The organism is Oscillibacter sp. KLE 1745 (assembly GCF_000469445.2).
GTDB lineage: Bacteria > Bacillota > Clostridia > Oscillospirales > Oscillospiraceae > Oscillibacter > Oscillibacter welbionis.
This window is the reverse complement of record NZ_KI271703.1, coordinates 1-21,489: the sequence shown is the minus strand read 5'-3', so window position 1 is coordinate 21,489 and position 21,489 is coordinate 1. Positions and strand designations below refer to the sequence as shown.

General features: G+C 62.4%; 14 protein-coding genes. 13 read left to right on the top strand and 1 reads right to left on the bottom strand.

The features are described 5' to 3' along the window. Positions 1-12: 12 nt before the first annotated feature. The 3 genes from HMPREF1546_RS05360 (at position 13) to HMPREF1546_RS05350 (ending at position 3,777) form a co-directional block, all read left to right on the top strand. On the top strand, positions 13-2,439 hold the full coding sequence (locus HMPREF1546_RS05360) for a glycogen/starch/alpha-glucan phosphorylase (RefSeq protein ID WP_021748117.1): 2,427 nt from the start codon (positions 13-15) through the stop codon (positions 2,437-2,439). Between the two features lie 193 nt (positions 2,440-2,632). After that, positions 2,633-3,112, top strand: a complete 480-nt coding sequence (locus HMPREF1546_RS05355) for an RNA polymerase sigma factor (protein ID WP_021748116.1) — start codon at positions 2,633-2,635, stop codon at positions 3,110-3,112. After that, entirely contained in the window at positions 3,109-3,777 is a 669-nt protein-coding gene (locus HMPREF1546_RS05350; RefSeq protein ID WP_021748115.1) for a hypothetical protein, read from the top strand. The genes HMPREF1546_RS05355 and HMPREF1546_RS05350 overlap by 4 nt, the downstream gene beginning before the upstream one ends. 44 nt (positions 3,778-3,821) lie before the next feature. Here the strand turns inward: HMPREF1546_RS05350 and HMPREF1546_RS05345 are convergent, their stop codons facing one another. Continuing rightward, entirely contained in the window at positions 3,822-4,028 is a 207-nt protein-coding gene (locus HMPREF1546_RS05345; RefSeq protein WP_021748114.1) for a helix-turn-helix domain-containing protein, read from the bottom strand. Positions 4,029-4,406: 378 nt separating this feature from the next. On the opposite strand from HMPREF1546_RS05345, the gene HMPREF1546_RS05340 reads away from it, so the two are divergent. The 10 genes from HMPREF1546_RS05340 to HMPREF1546_RS05295 all read left to right on the top strand — a co-directional run bounded on the left by HMPREF1546_RS05340 (position 4,407) and on the right by HMPREF1546_RS05295 (position 21,405). Beyond that, on the top strand, positions 4,407-5,129 hold the full coding sequence (locus HMPREF1546_RS05340; RefSeq protein ID WP_021748112.1) for an SdpI family protein: 723 nt from the start codon (positions 4,407-4,409) through the stop codon (positions 5,127-5,129). A gap of 19 nt (positions 5,130-5,148) precedes the next feature. After that, complete coding sequence (locus HMPREF1546_RS05335) at positions 5,149-6,303, top strand: DEAD/DEAH box helicase (RefSeq protein WP_021748111.1); 1,155 nt, start codon at positions 5,149-5,151, stop codon at positions 6,301-6,303. 259 nt (positions 6,304-6,562) lie between these two features. Next, positions 6,563-8,248 carry a peptide ABC transporter substrate-binding protein gene (locus HMPREF1546_RS05330; RefSeq protein WP_021748110.1) on the top strand — a complete coding sequence of 562 codons (1,686 nt, stop codon included), beginning with the start codon at positions 6,563-6,565 and terminating at the stop codon, positions 8,246-8,248. A 249-nt stretch (positions 8,249-8,497) separates the two neighbouring features. Beyond that, positions 8,498-11,914 carry a pyruvate carboxylase gene (locus HMPREF1546_RS05325; protein ID WP_021748109.1) on the top strand — a complete coding sequence of 1,139 codons (3,417 nt, stop codon included), beginning with the start codon at positions 8,498-8,500 and terminating at the stop codon, positions 11,912-11,914. A 206-nt stretch (positions 11,915-12,120) separates the two neighbouring features. Then, complete coding sequence (locus HMPREF1546_RS05320; protein ID WP_021748108.1) at positions 12,121-13,161, top strand: TAXI family TRAP transporter solute-binding subunit; 1,041 nt, start codon at positions 12,121-12,123, stop codon at positions 13,159-13,161. A gap of 107 nt (positions 13,162-13,268) precedes the next feature. Beyond that, a complete protein-coding gene (locus HMPREF1546_RS05315; protein WP_083490965.1) occupies positions 13,269-15,299 on the top strand; it encodes a TRAP transporter permease in 2,031 nt (676 codons plus the stop codon). 182 nt (positions 15,300-15,481) lie between these two features. After that, entirely contained in the window at positions 15,482-17,182 is a 1,701-nt protein-coding gene (locus HMPREF1546_RS05310; RefSeq protein WP_021748104.1) for an HlyD family efflux transporter periplasmic adaptor subunit, read from the top strand. Positions 17,183-17,187: 5 nt separating this feature from the next. After that, on the top strand, positions 17,188-17,892 hold the full coding sequence (locus tag HMPREF1546_RS05305) for an ABC transporter ATP-binding protein (RefSeq protein ID WP_036629681.1): 705 nt from the start codon (positions 17,188-17,190) through the stop codon (positions 17,890-17,892). After that, positions 17,889-19,145, top strand: a complete 1,257-nt coding sequence (locus HMPREF1546_RS05300) for an ABC transporter permease (RefSeq protein WP_021748102.1) — start codon at positions 17,889-17,891, stop codon at positions 19,143-19,145. Before HMPREF1546_RS05305 ends, HMPREF1546_RS05300 begins: the two co-directional genes overlap by 4 nt. Before the next feature lie 13 nt (positions 19,146-19,158). Beyond that, positions 19,159-21,405 (top strand): S-layer homology domain-containing protein, encoded by a 2,247-nt coding sequence (locus HMPREF1546_RS05295; protein ID WP_021748101.1) that lies wholly within the window; start codon positions 19,159-19,161, stop codon positions 21,403-21,405. Positions 21,406-21,489 lie beyond the last annotated feature (84 nt).

Genomic DNA, 21,489 nt, shown 5'->3' with positions numbered 1-21,489 from the left:
GTAAGGAGACGCATGACACCAATTACCACACAGACCCTGGAGAACGCCCTCACCGCCAAGCTGATGGTCAGCTTCGGAAAGACGGCGGCGGAGGCAACGGATGGAGAGATGATGCGGGCCAGCGCCCTGGTCCTGCGGGACATGATGGCTCTGCGGGAGGTGGAGACCCGTCAGAAGGCCCGCCAGCAGCATGCCCGGCAGGTGCACTACCTGTCTCTGGAGTTTCTGATGGGCCGCAGCCTGATGAAGAATGCCTATAACCTAGGGCTGCTGCCCCAGCTGCGGGAGGCGCTGGAGCACCTGGGCTTCAAGGCGGCCGACATCTTTGAGATCGAGCCGGACGCCGCCCTGGGCAACGGCGGCCTGGGCCGCCTGGCCGCCTGCTATCTAGACTCCATGACTACGCTGGAGATCCCGGCCACCGGCTATTCCATCTGCTACGAGCTGGGCATCTTCAAGCAGAAGATCGTGGAGGGCCAGCAGGTAGAGCTGCCGGACAACTGGAAGGACCTGGGCGCGGCCTGGCTGATGCCAAAGCCCGCGGAGACCCAGGAGGTCCGCTTCGGCGGCACCGTGCGGGAGTTCTGGGACAACGGCCACCTGCACATCGTCAATGAGGACGCCACGGTGGTCCAGGCCGTGCCCTGCGACATGGAGATCGCCGGCTACGGCACGGAGCATGTGAATGTCCTGCGGCTGTGGGACGCCCGGTCCACCCAGCCGGTGGATATGTCCCTGTTCTCCCGGGGCGAGTACCTGAAGGCCGCGGAGGACGAGGCCATGGCAGAGACCATTGCCAAGGTCCTCTATCCGGAGGACAATCATCTGGAGGGCAAGTCTCTGCGGCTGAAACAGCAGTACTTCTTCGTGTCCGCCACCCTCCAGTCCATCGCCGCCAAGCACACCGAACTGTACGGCACCATGAAGAACTTCCATGAGAAGAACGTCATCCAGATCAACGACACCCACCCGGCCCTGGTGATCCCGGAGCTGATGCGGATCCTGATCGACGACGCCGGCATGGACTGGGATGAGGCGTGGGACATCACCACGAGATCCGTGGCCTACACCAACCACACGGTCCTTTCGGAGGCGCTGGAACGCTGGCCCCAGAGCCTGGTGGAATTCCTGCTGCCCCGGGTGTGGCAGATTATCCTGGAGATCTCCCGCCGCTGGCAGAAGAAGGTGGAGGACTTCTACCACGACCCCAAGAAGACGGAGAAAATGGCCATCGTCTGGGGCGGTCAGGTCCGCATGGCCAACCTCTGCATCGCCGGCGGCATGGCGGTCAACGGCGTCAGCGGCCTACACTCCGAGATCCTGAAAAAGGACGTTTTCAGGGACGCCTACGGCATGGAGCCCTGGAAATTCCGGAACGTCACCAACGGCATTGACCACCGCCGCTGGCTCAGTGAGATCAACCCCGGACTGGACGGCTTGATCCGGGACCTGACCGGCGGGGACGACTATCTGCTGCACCCCCAGGCCCTGAAAAAGCTGGATGACTATGCCGATGACGCCTCTGTTCTGGAGAGGCTGGGTGCCATCAAGCGGGCCAACAAGGCGGCCTTCGCCGCCCATGCCAAGAAGACCCGGGGCGTGGAGCTGAACCCGGACGCCATCTTCGACGTTCAGGTGAAGCGGCTCCACGAGTATAAGCGGCAGCTTTTGAACGTGCTGCACATCATCGCATTGTACCAGAAGCTCCAGGACGACCCCAACGCCATCACGCAGCCCCACACGTTCCTGTTCGGCGCCAAGGCGGCGCCGGGGTATGCAGTGGCCAAGCGGATCATCCGCCTCATCAACTCCCTGGCGGATCAGATCGACCACGACCCTATCTGCCGCGATAAGCTGCAGGTGGTGTTTCTGGAGAACTACCGGGTCTCCCTGGCGGAGCAGCTGATGCCCGCCAGCGAGGTGAGCCAGCAGATCTCCACCGCCGGCAAGGAGGCCAGCGGCACCGGCAACATGAAGTTCATGATGAACGGCGCCCTGACCGTTGGCACCCTGGACGGTGCCAACGTGGAGATGCACGACCTGCTGGGGGACGAGAACATGTTCCTCTTTGGCCTGCGGGCCGACGAGGTGGAGCAGCTGAAGCGGGAAGGCTATGTGCCCCAGCGGCTGTACAACCGGGACCCGGTGCTTCACCGGTGCCTGGACGCGCTGCGGACCGGCTTCCGGGACGGTGTCCGGTACGACGACCTGTACCAGCGGCTGCTGTTCGGCGCCGGGGGCAGCCCCGCGGACGAGTACTTTTTGCTGGCGGACTTCCAGGCATACTGCCAGGCGGAAAAGCGCATGGCGGAGACCTATCGGGACCAGACGGCCTGGAATCGCATGAGCCTGCACAACATCGCCCGCAGCGGCGTGTTCGCCGCCGACCGGGCTGTGGCGGAGTATGCCGACAACATCTGGCACGTGCCCCACAAGTGATCCGATCTGAGAAAAACGCAGAAAACCGGAAACGGCTCAGCCGTTTCCGGTTTTCGAGATCCCGCTCCTGCGCGGGGCGCATGATTTTTGAAAAACTTTCGGACTGGGTGAGATATTTCACCCCAGTGAGGGATATTCCCGATAGAAAGGCCTTTCCGGGCGGCGCTGCCGCCCATCCCAACAGCAAGGTGTGATGAGATTGACAGACGCGGCATTCGAGGGGGCGGTGGAGCGCTATGGCGACACCGTGTTCCGGCTGGCATACAGCTATTTGAAAAACCGCGCCGACGCGGAGGACGTGATGCAGGAGACGCTGCTGAAGCTCTATCTGGAGCGAAAGCCCTTCCGGTCGCCGGAGCATGAGCGGTACTGGGTCGTCCGGGTGGCGGTGAACGAGAGCAAGAAGCTGCTCCGCTCTCCGTGGCGCAGGCGGACCGGGCCTCTGGAGGAGGCCGGGGAGCCGGTGTTCGACACGCCGCAGCAGAGTGAGCTCTACCAGCACGTGATGGGCCTGCCGCCCAAATACCGGGCCGCGGTGTATCTCTACTACTACGAAGACTGCTCCGTACAGGAGATCGCGGCGGCCATGGGGGCCAATCCGTCCACCGTGCAGACCTGGCTCATGCGGGCCAGGGGGAAGCTGAAACTGATCTTACAGGAGGCAGAGTCATGATCGACAAGAGACTGTACCAGGAGACCTTTTCCCATCTCCGTGCCTCCGACCAAGCCAAACAGGAGGTTTTTCAGAAAATGCAGGAGATGAAGCACAGAAAGCGGATGCCCCGGGTCCTGCGGGGCGCGGCCATTGCCGCTGCCATGGTGATGGCGCTGGCCGTCACCGCCGGGGCAGTGAACGTGGCCACGGACGGGGAGTTCTTCCGGCAGTTCACCATCGTCTGGACATCCGGAAATCAGTACCTGGCCCAGGATAACCAGGGCAACGAGGTGTATGTCACCGTGGCGGCCGGGGAGCCGGTCACCAAGGAGAACGGCCGGCTGATCCTCCACGCTCAGGGTGAGGAGATTGACATCACCGAGGCCATGGAGACCGCGGGTGCCTATCACTACGCCTACGATATGGATGTGGTGCATGAGGACGGCAGCCGGGAGACCCGGACCGTCACCATTGACGTCACTGGCGACCTGGACCGGTGGACTGTGTCCCAGGACAACGGGGACGGCACCAGCTATGAGACTGTCAGCGGCGACAACGGGCTTACAGAGTTTTCCGGCACCATGACCGGGCAGGCAGCAGATCACTTTACCGCGGACCTGCCCGATGCCGACGAGAACAGCGTGGTCGAGGCAAAAGCACAGGAGATTGCCCCGGCAGATTGAAGAAACCTGAAAAACGCGGACAGGGAGCTCTCCCTGTCCGCGTTTCAGCGTTCCTTGCTGAGACCCAGCAGGTAGTCCGTACTGACCCCGTAGTATTTGCTCAACGTGATCAGATGATGGATCGGAAGCTCGTTGGCCCCGCGCTCATAGCGGGCGTACATCGTCTGGGATGTTCCGAGCACCTCAGCGATCTGGGTCTGGGTCTTGTCAGCATCTTCCCGCAGGTCCCGCAAAATGCGTACATAATCCATTCCGCCGTTCACGTGGCACCTCCGTATCCGCTCTGGAGCTTTCTGGTTCTTACAATGTACCATAAAATTTGTGAATCTTACGGGGCACAATACAAAATTTTACTACAATTATAAGACAAATTTACTCAAAAAACGGAGGAATGCGGGGAAATGCGAACATATTCCGGGACTGCTTTTCTCCGGGAGCGCAAGGAGCGGCCGGGCGGGGCGGCTCCGCATGGACGGGCGTTTTCCTTGACAGTGCTTTACAAAAGCGTATTTTCCATATATAATAATACCCGTTTCCCCCGGCGCAGTCCATAGGAAGCCCGGAGAAAAGAAAAATTTTGACGGCAGAGCGATCTGCCTGCGGACCCCAGAAGGAGGACCCGGCTGACTATGAGCAACCGAAAAAAGAGAGAGGCCCTGCCCCGCGACCTGGAAATCCGGGGGGCTGAGATATTTGGAAAGCACCTGTCGCCGGAAAAGCAGCGGGCGCTGCTGATCGTGACGCTGACGGCCTGCGCCCTGCCAATGATCCTGGGCGTGCGGATGTGGGACCGGATCCCGGAGATTGTGGAGACCGGCCTGATCGGCCCCGGCGGCCAGGATGACTCCCTGCCCCGGTGGGCGGTGGCGCTCCTCCTGCCCGGTTTGATGTGCCTGCTGGAGGCTGTCGCGCAATTCATGCTGCTGCAGTATCAAAAGCGGATGAAGATCCCACCGGCGTTTAACCGGCTCATGGGGCGCTGGGGCTTTCCAACCATTTCCCTGCTGTTCTGCAGCGGCGCCATTTTGGAGACTTCCGGCCAGGGGCTAAGTCTGAACTTCTACACGCCCTGCATTCTGGGTCTGGTGCTGATGCTGCTGGGCTCCCACATGTTCGACTGCACGGAGGATGCCAAGCTGGCCCTGCGGTTCTCCTTTACGGTAAACAATCCGCCGTTGTGGAAAGAGGTCCACCGGTTTGCCGGCTGGCTTTGGATGCTGGCGGGCCTGGTGGTGGCCGCCGGCGCTATGGTGACCAGCGAGACCACGTTCTTCTCAGCCCTGCTGGCACTGGTAGTCCTGGTAGTGCCCATGATCTACGGGCGCAGCCGCGCCGGCCAGGCCAACGGATAAACGAAAGAGGAAGAGAGCCATGGAATTTACGGAAGGCGTCCGGTTCGACAGCCTGCACCTGTCGCCGGAGATCATACGCGCCATTGAAAAACGCAACATTGAGGTGTCCACCCCGGTCCAGGCAGGCTGCATCCCGCCTATGATGGACTGGCAGGATGTGATCGCCAAGGCCCCCACCGGCACCGGCAAGACCTTTGCCTACGGCATCCCCATCGTGGAGCATGTGGACCCGGAGGACGAGAGCGTCCAGGCGGTAATCCTGGCCCCCACCCGGGAGCTGGCCATCCAGATCACCGACGAGATTCGGGACCTGGCAGCCTTCAAGCCCGGCGTGCGGACGGTGTGCCTCTATGGCGGCGCCCCTATCGGCCGGCAGATCGACACGCTGAAGAAGCACCCCCAGATCGTGGTGGCCACGCCGGGACGGCTTTCCGACCACATGAAGCGCCGCACCGTCCGGGTGGACACGGCGCAGACCGTGGTGCTGGACGAGGCGGACCGGATGCTGGACATGGGCTTCATCCATGACGTGACCCGCCTGCTGGACAAGATGAACAAGCGGAAGAACCTGGGACTCTTCTCCGCCACTATCTCCCGGGAGGTCATGGACATCGCCTGGGTGTACCAGCGGGACGCGGCGGAGATTACTGTCCGGGAGGATGAGCAGAACAAGCCGGACATCAAGCAGTTCCGCATGGACGTGCCCCACGACGGTAAGGCAGACGCCATTGAAAAGATTCTGAACGAGACGGGTTTCGACCGGTGCATGGCCTTCTGCAACACCAAGGGCTCCACAGAGCGGATCACCAAGTTCCTGCAGATGCGGGGCATCGACGCGGAGTGCATCCACGGCGATATTCCCCAGCGGAAGCGGGAGCAGGTGATGGAGAAGTTCCGCCGGGGCGAGCTGCGGGTGTTCGTCTCCACCGACGTGGCGGCCCGTGGCATCGACGTGGATGATGTGGACATCGTGTTCAACTGCGACGTGCCGGACGAAAACCAGGACTACGTCCACCGGATCGGCCGGACCGGCCGGGCCAGGCGGCAGGGCGTGGCAGTAACTTTCATCTCCGACTATCCTGCCAAGATGCGGATCGACGACATCGCCCAGAAGACCCGGAACGAGATCGTTCCGGTGAAGTTCGACGAGGACGGCCGCCTGACCACAGCGTGAAAACGGCTTTGAACGCCGGACGCGGAAATCCGCGCCCGGCGCTTTTCACGCCACCGGTTCCGGCTGGGAGACAGGGCATTTTCGAGTTCTTGCTGTGATTTGTGAATAAATTTTTAATTTTGTAATTATTTGTTACTTTTTGAGGGCTCGTAACTTTACAAGCTGCCTGATAATCTTTATAATAGACCAGGTCCTTTGATATGCAGGGGTGCCCGGTAGGGGTGCCCGTTTTAGACTCCAGAGCGGGAGGAACGATGATATGAAGAATTGGAAGCGCCGGTGGGCGCTGTTCTTGGCGGCGGCGCTGCTGCTGGCTCTCAGCCTGACCGGCTGCGGCGGAAGCGGGGAGGGGCCGGCCCTCTCCGTCTGCGTGGGCGGCGCGCCGGAGGAGCTGGATCCCATCTACGCCACAGAGACGGCGGACCAGACCGTCCTGGTCCACCTGTATGAAAATCTGATGCGGAAAACAGGAGACGGCTCCGGCGGGACCACGGTGACGAACGGCGCAGCCAAGAGCGTCAGTACGGAGGAGAATGCCGACGGCACCGTGACCTGGACCTTCAAGCTGCGGAAGGCCGAGTGGTCCGACGGCCGGGCGGTCCGGGCCGGGGACTTTGTCTTTGCCTGGCAGCGGCTGGCCGATCCGGCCAACGATTCCCCCAGCGCGTCGCTGCTGTCCGAGGTAGCAGGCTACGACGCCGTGCGGGAGACCGGCGACGTGTCGCTGCTGCAGGTGACGGCGGAGGATGACAGCACCCTGGTGGTGGTGCTGAACGGAAAGTTCGACTGGTTTTTGACGGAGGTCTGCACTGCGCCCGCCACCATGCCTCTGCGGCAGGACTTGCTGCAGGAGGAGACCGCTGCCGCTGACGGGGAGACCGCCGAAGCAGCGGCGGAGCCGGCGGAGGCGGCCCCTTGGTGGAACGACCTTACGGGCCTTGTGACCAACGGGCCGTATCAGGTGAGCGGGTATGAGGCTGGTGAGGCGCTGACCCTGGAGGCCAGCGAGACCTACCGCAACAGTTTCTCCGGGCCGCAGACCCTGACGTTCCGCTTTGCGGAGACCGCAGAGGCGGGACAGGACCTCTACGACGCCGGGGAGGTGGATTTCCTGGGCATCCTCCCGGCGGAGCAGCTGACGGCCTTGATCGAGGCGGAGAGCCGGACCCTGGCGCGGGAGCTGAGCGTTCAGGCGGTGGTGTTCAACTGCGCGCAGGATACGCTGATGGATGCCCGGGTCCGTCGGGCGCTGACTCTGACGGCGGACCGTTCTGCCGCTGCTGAGGCGGCGGGCGCCACGGCGTATGCCGCTGAGGGCCTGATCCCTCCCGGCGTGCCGGGGAGCGGGGAGCAGGATTTCCGTACAGATGGCGGCGTGCTGCTGGACAACGACCCCGCGCACCGGGACGAGCTGGCGGAGGAGGCCCGCGGCCTGCTGGCGGAGGCCGGATACGCCGACGCCCGGGACCTGGGGGAGCTGGAATATCTCTACGTGGACGAGGGGAACGGCGCCGCCGTGGCCCAGGCGCTGGTAGACGCCTGGCAGAGCGCCCTGGGCCTCCAGGTGACGGCCCGCGGCGTCAGCCGGGAAGAACTGGACACCGCCCTGCAGGAGGGGACCTTCACCCTGGCAGGAACGGAGATCCGGGCTTTGGGCAACGATGCGGAGTGCTTTTTGATGCAGTGGGGCTCCGATAAGCCGGAGAACCTGGGTAAATACGCCAACAGCGCCTATGATACCCTGCTGTCGGTCATCGCCGGCGCGGAGGAGGGGGAGGCCCGGATGGGCTGCCTCCACGATGCGGAGGCCCTGCTGCTGGAGGAGGGGGCCGTGGCGCCCCTCTACACCAGCGTGACGGGCTGGACACTGCGGGACGGCTTCTCCGGTGTCCTGCGGGACGCCCGGGGGTGGTTCAGCTTCGCAGCCGCTGGCAGGACCGCCTGAGATGAGCCGGAGACGGCGCCCTGAGGGCGCCGTCTTTTTTGTGCCCCCGGCGGGCCGCAGTGCCGCTGATAGCAGACATAAGACCTGCTGAAATAGACAAAGCGCCCCATCAGCCAGGCTCAAAATATGACGGCGGGATAAAATTGACAAATCCGGGCTGGAAGCCGTTGCAACCGGCGGCGGGGTTGGTGTATACTAAGCTGAACCAAAAGATTCCCGCCTGCCGGCGGAGAGAAGGAGGAACGATATATGAGCCAAGCATTCAAGAAGGTCCTGGTCGCCAACCGGGGCGAGATCGCCATGCGGATCTTCCGGGCCTGTCACGACCTGGGCCTCCAGACCATTGCCATCTACTCCAATGAGGACGTATACAGCCTCTTCCGCACCGCCGCGGACGAGTCCTATCTGATCGGAGAGAACGAGAGCCCCCTGGGCGCCTATCTGGACATCCCCCGGATCATCGAGCTGGCTAAGAAGCACGGCGCCGATGCCATTCACCCCGGTTACGGTTTCCTCAGTGAGAACGCGGATTTTGCCCGGGCCTGCGAGGCTGCGGGCATCAAGTTCATCGGACCCTCCTCCCAGGTTCTGGACCTGATGGGCGACAAGCTGTCCGCCAAGCAGATCGCCGTGGCCTGCGGCGTACCCACCACCCCCGGCACCACAGAGCCCCTGAAGAGCCGGGAGGCTGCTCAGAAGCTGGCTATGGAGTTCGGCTTCCCCGTCATTCTCAAGGCGGCCGCCGGCGGCGGCGGCCGCGGTATGCGCCGGTGTGACACCGTGGAAGAGGTGGGCACCAACTTCGATCTGGTGAAGGCGGAGGCCAAGAAGGCCTTCGGCAATGACGACATCTTCATGGAGAAGTTCCTGGTGGAGCCCAAGCACATCGAGGTGCAGGTGCTGGGCGACGAAGAGGGCAACGTGGTCCACCTGTTCGAGCGGGATTGCTCTCTCCAGCGGCGCTATCAGAAGGTGGTGGAGTTCAGCCCCGCCTTCTCCGTGGACAAGAAGATCCGTCAGGCCCTGTATGAAGACGCGGTGAAGATCGCAAAGCACGTGGGCTATGTGAACGCCGGCACCCTGGAGTTCCTGGTGGACAGGGAAGGGCACCACTACTTCATCGAGATGAACCCCCGTATCCAGGTGGAGCACACCGTCACCGAGATGGTGACGGGCGTGGACTTGGTGCGCTCTCAGATTCTGATCGCCGAGGGCTGTCCCCTCAGCGATCCCCGCATCGGCATCAGGAAGCAGAGTGACCTGCACCTGAACGGCTACGCCATCCAGTGCCGCGTCACCACCGAGGACCCGTCCAACAACTTCGCTCCCGACACCGGCAAGATCACCTCCTACCGGTCTCCTGGCGGCTTCGGCGTCCGGCTGGACGCGGCCACCGCCGGCGTGGGCAGCGAGATCTCCCCCTACTATGACTCCCTGCTGCTGAAGGTCACCACCTGGGATAACACCTTTCAGGGCGTGTGCCTGAAGGCCGGACGGGCCATCCGGGAGATCCACATCCGGGGCGTCAAGACCAATATCGCCTTCATCTCCAACATCCTGCAGAACCCCACCTTCCTGGCGGGAGGCTGCCACACCAAGTTCATCGACGAGACGCCGGAGCTGTTTGAGCTGAACGAGGGCCAGGACCGGGCCACCAAGATGCTCAAGTACATCGGGAACATCGTGGTGAAGGAGCGGGACGGACACAAGATGTACGATCCCTGCCGGTTCCCACCGGTCACCGGCAACCGGCCCGATGGCCTGAAGCAGATGCTGGACGCCAAGGGACCCAAGGCCGTGGCGGACTGGGTGCTGGGGCAGAAGAAGCTGCTGATCTGCGACACCACCTGCCGGGACGCCCACCAGTCCCTGCTGGCCACCCGGGTCCGCACCCGGGACATCGTCAAGGGTATGGAGGGCACCAGCGAGATCCTGGCGGATGCTTTCTCTCTGGAGTGCTGGGGCGGCGCCACCTTTGACGTGGCCTACCGTTTCCTCCACGAGTCCCCCTGGGAGCGGCTGGACCTGATCCGGGAGAAGGCCCCCAACCTGCTGCTGCAGATGCTGCTGCGGGGCGCCAACGCCGTGGGCTATACCAACTATCCCGATAACGTGATCCGGGAGTTCATCAAGGAGGCCGCCCGCAGCGGCATCGATGTGTTCCGGATCTTCGACTCTCTGAACTGGATCCCCGGCATGGAGGTGGCCATGGATGAGGTCCTCAAGCAGGACAAGATCTGCCAGGCCACCATCTGCTACACCGGCGACATTCTGGATCCCAAGCGGGACAAGTACACCTTGGACTACTATGTGAAGATGGCGAAAGAGCTGGAGCACCGGGGTGCCCACATGCTTGCCATCAAGGATATGTCCGGCCTGCTGAAGCCTTACGCCGCCAAGAAGCTGGTGTCCACCCTGAAGCAGGAGATCGGCATTCCCATCCAGCTCCACACCCATGACACCACCGGCAATCAGGTGGCGGCGCTGCTGCTGGCCGCCGAGGCCGGTGTGGACGTGGTGGACTGTGCCATCAGCTCCATGGCAGGCATGACCAGCCAGCCCTCTCTGAACGCCGTGGTGGCGGCCATGAAGGACACAGAGCGGGACACCGGGCTGGATCTGGACCGGCTCCAGACCCTCACTGATTACTGGGAGGATGTGCGTAAGCGTTACGACTCCTTTGAGGGCGGCCTGGAGTACAATACCACGGATATTTACCGCTACGAGATCCCCGGCGGTCAGTACACCAACCTGAAGCCCCAGGTGGAGTCTCTGGGCCTGGGCGACCGGTTTGTGGAGGTCAAGGAGAACTACCGTAAGGTCAATGAGATGGTGGGCGACATTGTGAAGGTGACGCCCTCCAGCAAGATGGTGGGTGACCTGGCCATCTTCATGACCCAGAACAACCTGACCCCGGAGAACATCGTGGAGAAGGGCGAGAGCCTGGCCTTTCCGGACAGCGTTGTCAGCTACTTCTCTGGCATGATGGGCCAGCCTGCAGGCGGGTTCCCCAAGGATTTGCAGCGGGTGGTCCTGAAGGGCAAGAAGCCCATCACCTGCCGTCCCGGTGAGCTGCTGCCCCCCGTGGACTTTGAGGAGAAGAAGCGGGAGATGCAGTCCTTTGATGCAGATCCCTCCTGGCGGGCCATCCTCAGCTACTGCCTGTATCCCAAGGTAGTGGAGGATTATGTCAAGAACCAGAAGGAGTACGGCTACATCATGCGGCTGGGCAGCCATGTGTTCTTCCACGGTCTGGCGGTGGGCGAGACCAACAAGGTCAACATCGCCGACGGCAAGACCCTGGTCATCAAGTACTTAGGGTTGGGCGAAGTGGACAAAGAGGGCATGCGCACCGTCAGCTTTGAGCTCAACGGCATCCGCCGGGATGTGCAGGTGCCCGACGAGGAGGCCCAGAAGAACATTGTCAAGGTCCCCATGGCGGACCCGGAGGACAAGAGCCAGGTGGGCTCCTCTATCCCCGGCGCGGTGAGCAGGCTCAACGTCAAGGTGGGCGACACCGTGGAGAAGAACCAGACCCTGGTCACCATCGAGGCTATGAAGATGGAGACCGCCATCACCGCCCGGATGTCCGGCACGGTGTCGGAGATCCTGGTGAAGGAGGGCGAGACCGTCAAGGGCGGCCAGCTCATCTTGGTCATCAAATAAGCATACGCCGCAGAAGGCCGGCCCCGGTGGGGCCGGCCTTTCGGCATTTCAGAGAGGTGGGACGGGAAAATGAAGGTTGTGCAAATTGGACTTGCAGAAATATTAAAAAATTGTAAAAAAAACCTTGTAAAATGAATGAGGATAAGGTATGATATGCAAAGCGACATACGAGCTGTATCGACTAACAGGAAAAGAGGAATGGAAACATGAAAAAGTGCTTATCCCTGCTTCTTGCCGCGCTGATGCTGGCGGCGGTCCTGACGGGCTGCGGCGGCAATCCCTCCACGGAGGAGACGGATACCCCCGCCGACACCGGCACTGAGCAGGCTGCCCAGACCAACTGGAACGTCTCTTCCGTCACCGGCACCGGCACGGAGCTGAAATTCCGCACCGGCGGCGACCAGGGTACTTATTACGGCTTCGGCAGCGTGCTGGCGCAGGCCATCACCACCAACGGCAACGGAACCAAGGTCACGGCCGTGGTCAGCAACGGCTCCCAGGACAACATCGAGCAGATGCAGATGAACGTGGCCCAACTGGGCTTCGTCCAGTCCGACGTGATGAGCTACGCCTATAACGGCGAGCGGCTGTTTGAGGGGTTCCCCTATGCGGATTTCTCCACTGTCGCTGCTCTGTATATGGAGCAGGTGCAGATCGTCACCTGTGACCCGGACATCAAGTCCGTGGCGGATCTGGAGGGCAAGACGGTCTCCATCGGCGCCTCTGGCTCCGGCGTGTACTACAACGCCCTGGATATCCTGGCCGCCTATGACCTGACAGAGGATGACATCAACGCCCAGTACCAGGACTTCGGCGCCAGCGCCGACGCCCTGCAGGACGGCAAGATCGATGCCGCCTTCGTGGTGGCAGGCGCCCCCACCGTGGCTATCACCACTCTGGCCACTGCCAAGGACACCTATCTGGTGGGCCTGGATGACGAGCATATTGCCAAGCTCCAGGAGTCCTCTCCCTACTACGAGGAGTACATCATCCCCGAGGGCACCTATGAGGGCGTGCCGGAGACCAAGACCGTAGCCGTGGTAGCCACCGTCATCGCCCGGGACGATGTGTCTGAGGATGATGTGTACAACATCTGCTACACCATCTTTGAGAACATGGACAATCTGGCCCATGACAAGGCAGGGGAGCTGGATGTGGAATTTGCCTCCGGCGTCACCGCGGTGCCTTATCACGCCGGCGCGGCCAAGTACTTCGCCGAAAAGGGCTTTGACGTACCCACCAAGTGATCTCAGGCGGAGCCTGATCGGGAACTACGGCGGAATCTCCGCCGTAGTTCCTTGACTTCGGGTCGGTCCCGGCCTGGAAGATATCTTGCGAAATGAGAGGGGACCCTATGGCACTGTTCAAGAAACACAAGACGGAGCCTGTGCCGCCGGAGGATACCGGCGCCCACGATACCTCCGTGGGGACCGCCGCCGATGTGGAGGCGGTCATGAAAAAATACGACCGGGAGTCCAACACCCGGGTCTGGGAGGGTCTGCCGAAGCTGGTGATCCGCTGGCTGATGGTAGCGTTCTCCGCCTACTGCATCATCGACACTGTGTTCCTTTCCACCCGGCAGGAGGTTCGGCTGCCCATGTTCGTGGGGCTGATCCTGCTGTTCGGCTTCCTGACCTTCCCGGCCAAAAAAGGGGACGAGCGGGTCAACCACATGCCCTGGTATGACATCGTGCTGCTGATTGCCGGGCCCGGCGCCTACTTTTTCTACGCCGTCAATGCCCAGAACGTGGTCCAGATGTCCGCCCGGGTCATGCAGAACGACCTGTACATGATTATCGGCCTCATCGGTATCCTGGCCCTGGTGGAGCTGTGCCGCCGGTGCGTGGGCCTGCCGATCCTGTGCGTGGCCGGTGTGCTGCTGGTGTACACTTTCTTCAACCTGGGCGGCAGCGCAGATTTCAAGATGACCCTCTATCAGGTCATCCGCACCATGTTCTACACCTTCAACGGCATCTTCGGCGGCCCCATCAGCGTGTGCGCCAAGTTCATCGTGGTGTTCATCATCTTCGGCGCCTTCCTGGAGAGGACCGGCATCGCCCAGTTCTTCATCAACCTGGCCAATGCCGTGGCCGGTGCCGCCCCCGGCGGCCCCGCCAAGGTGGCCGTCATCTCCTCCGCCCTGTGCGGCATGGTGTCCGGCTCCTCCGTGGGCAACACCGTCACCACCGGCTCCGTCACCATCCCCATGATGAAGAAGACGGGCTACAAGCCGGAGTTCGCCGGCGCCGTGGAGGCGGCTGCCTCCACCGGCGGCCAGATCATGCCCCCCATCATGGGCGCCGCAGCCTTCCTGATGGCAGAGTTCACCGGCGAGCCCTACGGCACCATCGCCATGCGGGCCATCCTGCCGGCGGTGCTGTACTTCACCGGCATCTACATCGCCGTCCATCTGGAGGCCAAGAAGCTGGGCCTGAAGGGCATTCCCAGAGAGCAGCTGCCCCGCGTGCGCCAGCTGCTGCCCAAGATCTACCTTCTGGCGCCCCTGGTGCTGTTGGTGGTCATGGTCTCCACCAACATGTACACCATGGCCTTCTCCGCTGCCATCGCAATCGTGGCGGCCGTGGCCGTAGGCCTGGTCAACAACGTGGTGGAGATCGCCAGCAAGAGCAGCAACCGGGAGGACTTCCTCACCTTCGGCAAGATCATCGACGCCCTGGAGGGCGGCGCCAAGGGCTCCATCACTGTGGCGGTGGCCTGCGGCGTGGCCGGCATTATCTCCGGCTGCATCACGGTGACGGGCCTGGCCTCCAAGCTGTTGAGCACAATCGTCAGCCTCTCCGGCGGCCACATGATTATCGCCCTGGCGCTGACCATGCTCTGCTGCATCGTGCTGGGCATGGGCGTGCCGACCACCGCCAACTACTGCATCATGGCGGCCACCTGCGCTCCCATCCTGATGGATCCCTCCATCGGTGTCACCAAGATGGCGGCCCACTTCTTCGTGTTCTACTTCGGCATTGTGGCGGACATCACGCCGCCGGTGGCCCTGGCGGCCTATGCCGGCAGCGCCATTGCCAAGGCGGATCCCATGAAGACAGGGTTCAACGCCACGAAACTGGCCATAGCGGCCTTTATCGTGCCGTACATCTTCGCTTTCAGCCCCCAGATGCTCTTTGTGGATGTGACCGGCGCCTTCCAGGTGGTGCAGATCTGCATCAGCGCCCTGCTGGGCATCTTCGGCGTGGCGGCGGCCCTCAACGGATTCCTGTACCGGCCCATCCCCGCGCTGCTGCGGGTGGCCATGGCCGTGGGCGGCCTGGGTATGATGATTCCCGGCACGGCCACCGACATCGCCGGCTTTGTGTTGGTGGTTGGCATCGTCCTCTATCAGCGCTTCAGCGCCCGGCGCGCCGCCATGGTCTGAATGACCTTGAAAGTGCTCCCCGGCTTCCGGGGAGCACTTTTTCACACATACCCGCAAGTTACAAGAGATACAGGCCGCGGGAGAAACTGTAACTGTTTTGTTATTGCTTTGCCCTACATACTGTACTATTATAAGCAATACAGTTGATGCATCTGTGAAGAACAAGAAGAGGAGTACATACCATGGCTGAAGTCAAAGACCTGGAGAATGTAGAACAGGAAGCGACCGCTCCGGCGATGGAGGAGACGGCGGCGGACAGCGCCGCCCCCGCGGAGACGCGCGTAAACCTGAAAGCCCGGTGGCAGGCAATCCCGCGGAAGAAGCGGCGCCGGATCATCCGCCTGTGCATACTGGCACTGCTGCTGGTGATCGCCGCGGTGGTGCTGCTGAAAGTGCTGGGCGGCAAGAGCAGCGATGAGGGAGAGGTGGTCACCGACATTGTGCAGTACGGTTCCATCACCTCCACGGTCCAGGGCAGCGGCCTGACCAAGGCCAAGAGCAGTGAGACAATCACCATCACCACTGTCGGCACAGTGGTGGATGTGCTGGTGGCGGAGGGTGAGACGGTGACTGCCGGCACGCCGCTGTTCACCATCGACTCTCCGGCGGCAGAGACCGCCGTGCAGAAGGCCCGGAGCAATGTGGAAGGCTATGAGAAACAGCTCTCCCAGGCCCAGAAAGACATCGCAGGACTGAATCTCTCCGCCGGCTATGCCGGCAAGCTGATGGAGACCGTGACGCTGAATCCCGGTGATTCCATCACCAAGGGCCAGAAGGTGGCGGTCCTCTCCGACGATACCCGTCTGCGGCTGGAGCAGTATTACAGCTACGCCTATGCGGGCGACCTGCAGGTGGGACAGACGGTGAATGTTTCGATCCCTGCCCTGATGACCTCCGTTCCCGGCACGGTGGAGGCGGTCCACATGGTCAGCCGCATCACGCCGGAGGGGTCCAAGCTCTTCTCCGCCGACATCATCGTGGAGAATGAGGGAGCCCTGACGGCGGATATGGTGGCGTCTGCCACCGCCACTGTGAACGGTGAGACCGTGTACCCCTATGAGGCCGGCAAGCTGGCGTACTACCGCACCGGCGACCTGGTTTCCACGGTGGATGGCACGGTGATTTCCAGCAATCTGGTGGACTACCTGCAGGTGGCGCCCGGCCAGGTGCTGGTGCGCATCGACGGGGAGGAGAGCGAGAGCCAGCTCTTCACCATCCAGCAGAACCTGGACACTGCCCGGGAGGAGCTGAAGACTGCGGAGGAGAACCTGGCCAACTGCAACGCCAAGGCTCCCATTGACGGCATGGTAATCGGCCTGACCATCCAGCCCGGCGATGAGATCGCTGCAAATACCGCAGTGGTGACCATCTCGGACACCTCCAGCGTGGTGATTACCGCCAATGTGGACGAGCGGAACATCAGCTACATCAAGCCGGGGATGCCGGTGGAGCTGAGCCAGTGGGGGACCCCGGCCTTCGGCACCGTGGAGACGGTCAGCCTCTCCAGCACGGTGAACAACGGCGTGGCGACCTATCCCATCACCATCTCGGCGGACAACAGCGAGGGCACCCTGCAGGTCAACAGCTATATCGACTACACTCTAACTGCCAGTGAGAATGACAACTGCCTGGTCCTGCCTCTCCAGTGCGTGCGTACTGTGACCCAGGAGGACGGCTCCACCGTGAACGTGGTGTTTGTAAAGGGCAGTCGGCCGGACAACGCCATTGAGACGCCCACCCTGAGTGAGGAGATCCCGGAGGGCTTCTGGGCGGTGCCGGTGGAGATCGGCATCTCCGACAACTCCAATGTGGAGATCAAGTCCGGTGTGGAAGAGGGGACCGAGGTCTTCACACAGATCCAGTCCCTGCAGGCGTGGGGTTGATGCCCATGGCGAAGAACTTAGTAGAGCTGCGGGACGTCTATAAGATCTATGGCGAAGGGCGGGAGAGCGAGGTACGGGCCCTGGACGGCGTCTCCCTGACCATCGGAAAGGGCGAGTTCGTGGCGGTGGTGGGCCAGTCCGGCTCCGGCAAGTCCACCATGATGAACGTGCTGGGCTGCCTAGACATCCCCACCCGGGGGACGTATCTCCTGGGTGGAACGGACGTCCGGGAGCTGACGGACAAGGAGCTGTCCCACATCCGCAACAAGCAGATCGGCTTTATCTTTCAGCAGTACAACCTGATCCAGAGCCTGACGGTGCTGGAAAATGTGGAACTGCCCCTGATCTACCAGGGGGTGAATGCCGACGACCGCCGGGACATGGCCCTGGAGGCCCTGGCCCGGGTGGGGCTGGCGAACCGCATCAAGCACCGGCCGGTGGAGATGTCCGGTGGCCAGCAGCAGCGGGTGGCCATTGCGCGGGCCATCGCCACCAAGCCTCCCATCATCATGGCCGACGAGCCCACCGGCGCACTGGATTCCCACACCGGGCAGGAGGTGCTGAAATTCCTCCAGGAGCTGAACAAGGAGGGCAGCACCGTCATTCTCATCACCCATGATAACGGCATCGCCGCCACGGCCCGGCGGGTCGTCCGCCTGGCGGACGGCAGAATCATTGAGGACCGGGAGCAGGAGGTGGACTGGCTTTGAATATCCAACAGGCCGTGAAGATGGCGTGGAAGTCCATCTGGGGCAAAAAGGGCCGGTCCGCCCTGACCATGCTGGGCATCATCATCGGCATCGCGGCGGTGATGACCATCGTGTCCGCCATCAACGGCTATACGGAAAAGACCATGGAGCAGTACGAGGCCATGGGCAGCAACAAGCTCACCGTCAACATCTGGAACTACCTGTATGACGAAGATGGCAACAGCCTGGGTCAGGATTACTTTCCGGCGCTGTACGACTACTGCAACAGCATCAAGGAGTATGTGCTGGGCGTGACGCCCCAGGCGTACTGCAACGCCACGGTGGTATACGGGACCAAGAGCACCGCCAATATGAGCTATAATTACGATGAAAACGGCAATCTCACCGGCGACGTGCCGCCCAGCATTTACTACGGCAGCGACCAGTACAGCATCTGCAACAACCTGGCGCTGGCCTCCGGCCGGGACCTGTCCGTGTTGGACATCCGGGGCTACAAGCAGGTATGTGTGCTGGGGGACCGGGCGGCGAAGATCTTCTTCGACGCCGCGGACCCCGTGGGCAAGGTGCTCCAGCTCAACGGGCAGAGCTTTGAGGTGGTGGGGGTCTATGCCCCCCGCCTTACCGGTGAAAGCGCATCCGCCAGCCAGATCGACAATGTCATCATTCTGCCCTACACCGCCCGCCGGGTGCTGGGCGGCGACGCACCGGAGCAGTTCATCGTGAAGACCCGCAGCAGCGAGGACATGATCGAGGCCAGCTCCCGCATCGGCGGCTTTTTGAAGGGAGTGGTTAATCCCAACGCAGGCGGCTTCCAGGTGGACCAGGAGAACTCCTGGCAGCAGGAGCAGAACAAGCAGATGGGCATGATCTCCCTGATTCTGGGCGGTATCGCCGCCATCAGCCTGCTGGTGGGCGGCATCGGCATCATGAACATCATGCTGGTGACCGTCACCGAACGGACCCGGGAGATCGGCATCCGCCGGGCCATTGGTGCCGAGCGGAGCAGCATCGTCATCCAGTTCCTCATCGAGGCGGCCATGCTCTGCGGCATCGGCGGCATCATCGGCATCCTCATCGGCACCGGCGGCAGCCTGCTGGTGGGACGGCTGATGTTCCAGATGACCATCTACCCGGCGGCGTGGATTACCCTGTGCGCCTTCACGCTGTCGGTGGCGCTGGGAATTTTGTTCGGCATTTATCCGGCGGCAAAGGCCGCCAGGCTCCAGCCCGTGGAAGCACTGCGGGCAGAATGAGAGGGAGAGACTGATGAAGAGACGAATCATGACATTCCTGCTGGCCGTGTGCATGGCGGTTTCCCTGCTGGCGGTGCCGGCGGGGGCGGCCAATACCGCAGCAGTCACATTTTCCGATGTCGGGGACAAGAGCACGGCAGTGGCGGTGGAATCCCTGCGTCTGCTCGGTGTGCTGGACGGCTATGGGGATGGGACCTTCCGCCCCGGCACTGTCCTCACCCGGGCGCAGTTCTGCAAGATGGCGGTCTACGCCATGAACGGCAGCAATGAGCTGGGACGCTACCGGACCGTCACGGTATTTTCGGATGTGAAGCCCTCTTATTGGGCGGCGCCGTATATCAACATGGCCGCCAAGGGCAAAAACATCATCTCCGGCTACGCAGACGGGAAATTCCACCCCGACCGCACGGTGACCGTGGGCCAGGCGGTGACCATCCTGCTGCGGATGCTGGGCTACAAGGACGAAGACGTCGGCGGCGTCTGGCCGGACAGCTATATGGCGGAAGCCGCGCTCATCGGCCTGACCGACGGCGTCAGCGGAACTGGAAACGAAGGCCTGACCCGCGGACAGGCGGCCAAGCTCTTTTTGAATCTGCTTCGGGCGGACCAGAAAGAGGGCGGCAGCTATCTCGCCACACTGGGCGAGACCCGGACGGGCCAGATGCTGGTCTCCTCCACGGCTGACGGACCGCGGGGCGCCGGAACGGCGCTGCAGATGGCCTCCGGCGCAGTTTACTCCCTGGCGGACGGCAAGGTCTCCAACGGAATGCTCAACGGCACCAAGGGGACACTGCTGCTCAGCAAGAACGGTAATGAAGCCCTGACCTTTGTGCCGGATTCCGTGGGCAGCAGCAAGGTCGTGGTCCTCTCCACGGCCAAGGCCACGGAGCTGACGGATACCACCGGTACCAAGTACGTTATGGACAACGACACCGGCGTCTACTACAACGGCAAGGAGTCCGTGTGGAGCGAGGTCTACTCCTGGCTGAACGCGGGCACCTCCCTGACGCTGTATCTGGATGCAGGCGGCGGTGTGGACTATGTGTTCGTCGGCGGCGGCGGGACCACGTCCAACGAGGCGGTCATCATCTATGAGAAGGGGTCCACCTCGGGCTTCAGCTCTCTGGCCGGCGGCACCAGCGGATACGCCATCTACAAGAACGGCCTGCCCGCCACGGCCGGGGATATGCGCAAGTACGACGTGGCAACCTATTCCAGCACCACCAACTCCATCCGCGTGTGCGACACCCGGATTACCGGCTACTATGAGGATTGTTATCCCAATCCCAAGGAGCCCACGAAGATCACGGTCCTGGGCTATGAGTTCAACGTGCTGCCCACCGCTATGCAGACGGTCTCCCAGTTCAAGCCCGGCGACCAGATCACTCTGCTCCTGACCGAGGACAATCAGGTGGCCGGCGCGGTGGCGGCCAGCGGCAACACGGCCACCGGCAATGCCATCGGCATCGCCGAGGTCTCCAGCGGCAGCGCCACGGTGGACCTGCTCTGCGGCATCCAGGTGAAGGGGTCGGTCAGTCTTTCCGCCAGCGATGTGGAGCGGCTGAACGGCCAGCTGGTGCGGGTCTCCTCCAGCCGGAAGGGCGGCCTGTCCCTGACCCGCCTGACGGGCGGCGTCTCCGGCGAGCTGAATGTGGCGGAGCGCAAGCTGGGCAGCCGGAATCTGGCGGACAATGTGGTTGTCTTCCAGAACGACGGCAGCGGCCTCACCGCCATCAGCCTGTCCCAGATCGCGGACGGCAGCGTGCCCGCTTCCCAGATCACCTACGCCGGCACCGACTGGGCAGGCAGGGTGAAGGTCATCGTGCTGAATTCCGCCATCGGCGGCGGCTACATCTTCGGCCGCGCCAACTATACCGCGAACTATGACGAAGAGGGCAACCGGGAGGGCAATGCCCAGCTGTCTGTGGAATACGGTGCGGGCAAGAGCACGCCCACCTTTGAGACCGGCTATGTGGTGCGCAACGGCGACATCGTGGGCATCACCATCGTCACCTCTGGAAACACCCAGCGGATCGGCAGCCTGGTCTATCCTGACGAGCTGCGGAACGTGCCCAACACCGCTTGGAGCGGCAAGGGTGCCGTCACGGTGAACGGCCGGACCTACACGGTCCCTGCCAGCGTCCCCTGCTACAACACGCAGACCAAGAGCTGGGTCACCCTCACCGAGGCCAGAGCCTATGCAGACAGCGCCACGCTGTATGTGTACCAGGGCGTGGTCCGCTTCCTGGAAGTGGGCTGAGAGAACCGGCTGAAATCCGGGACAGATCCTCCTCTGAAAACGGTATATGTCCCATAAAAAACGGGCCGCCCCTTGTGGGGCGGC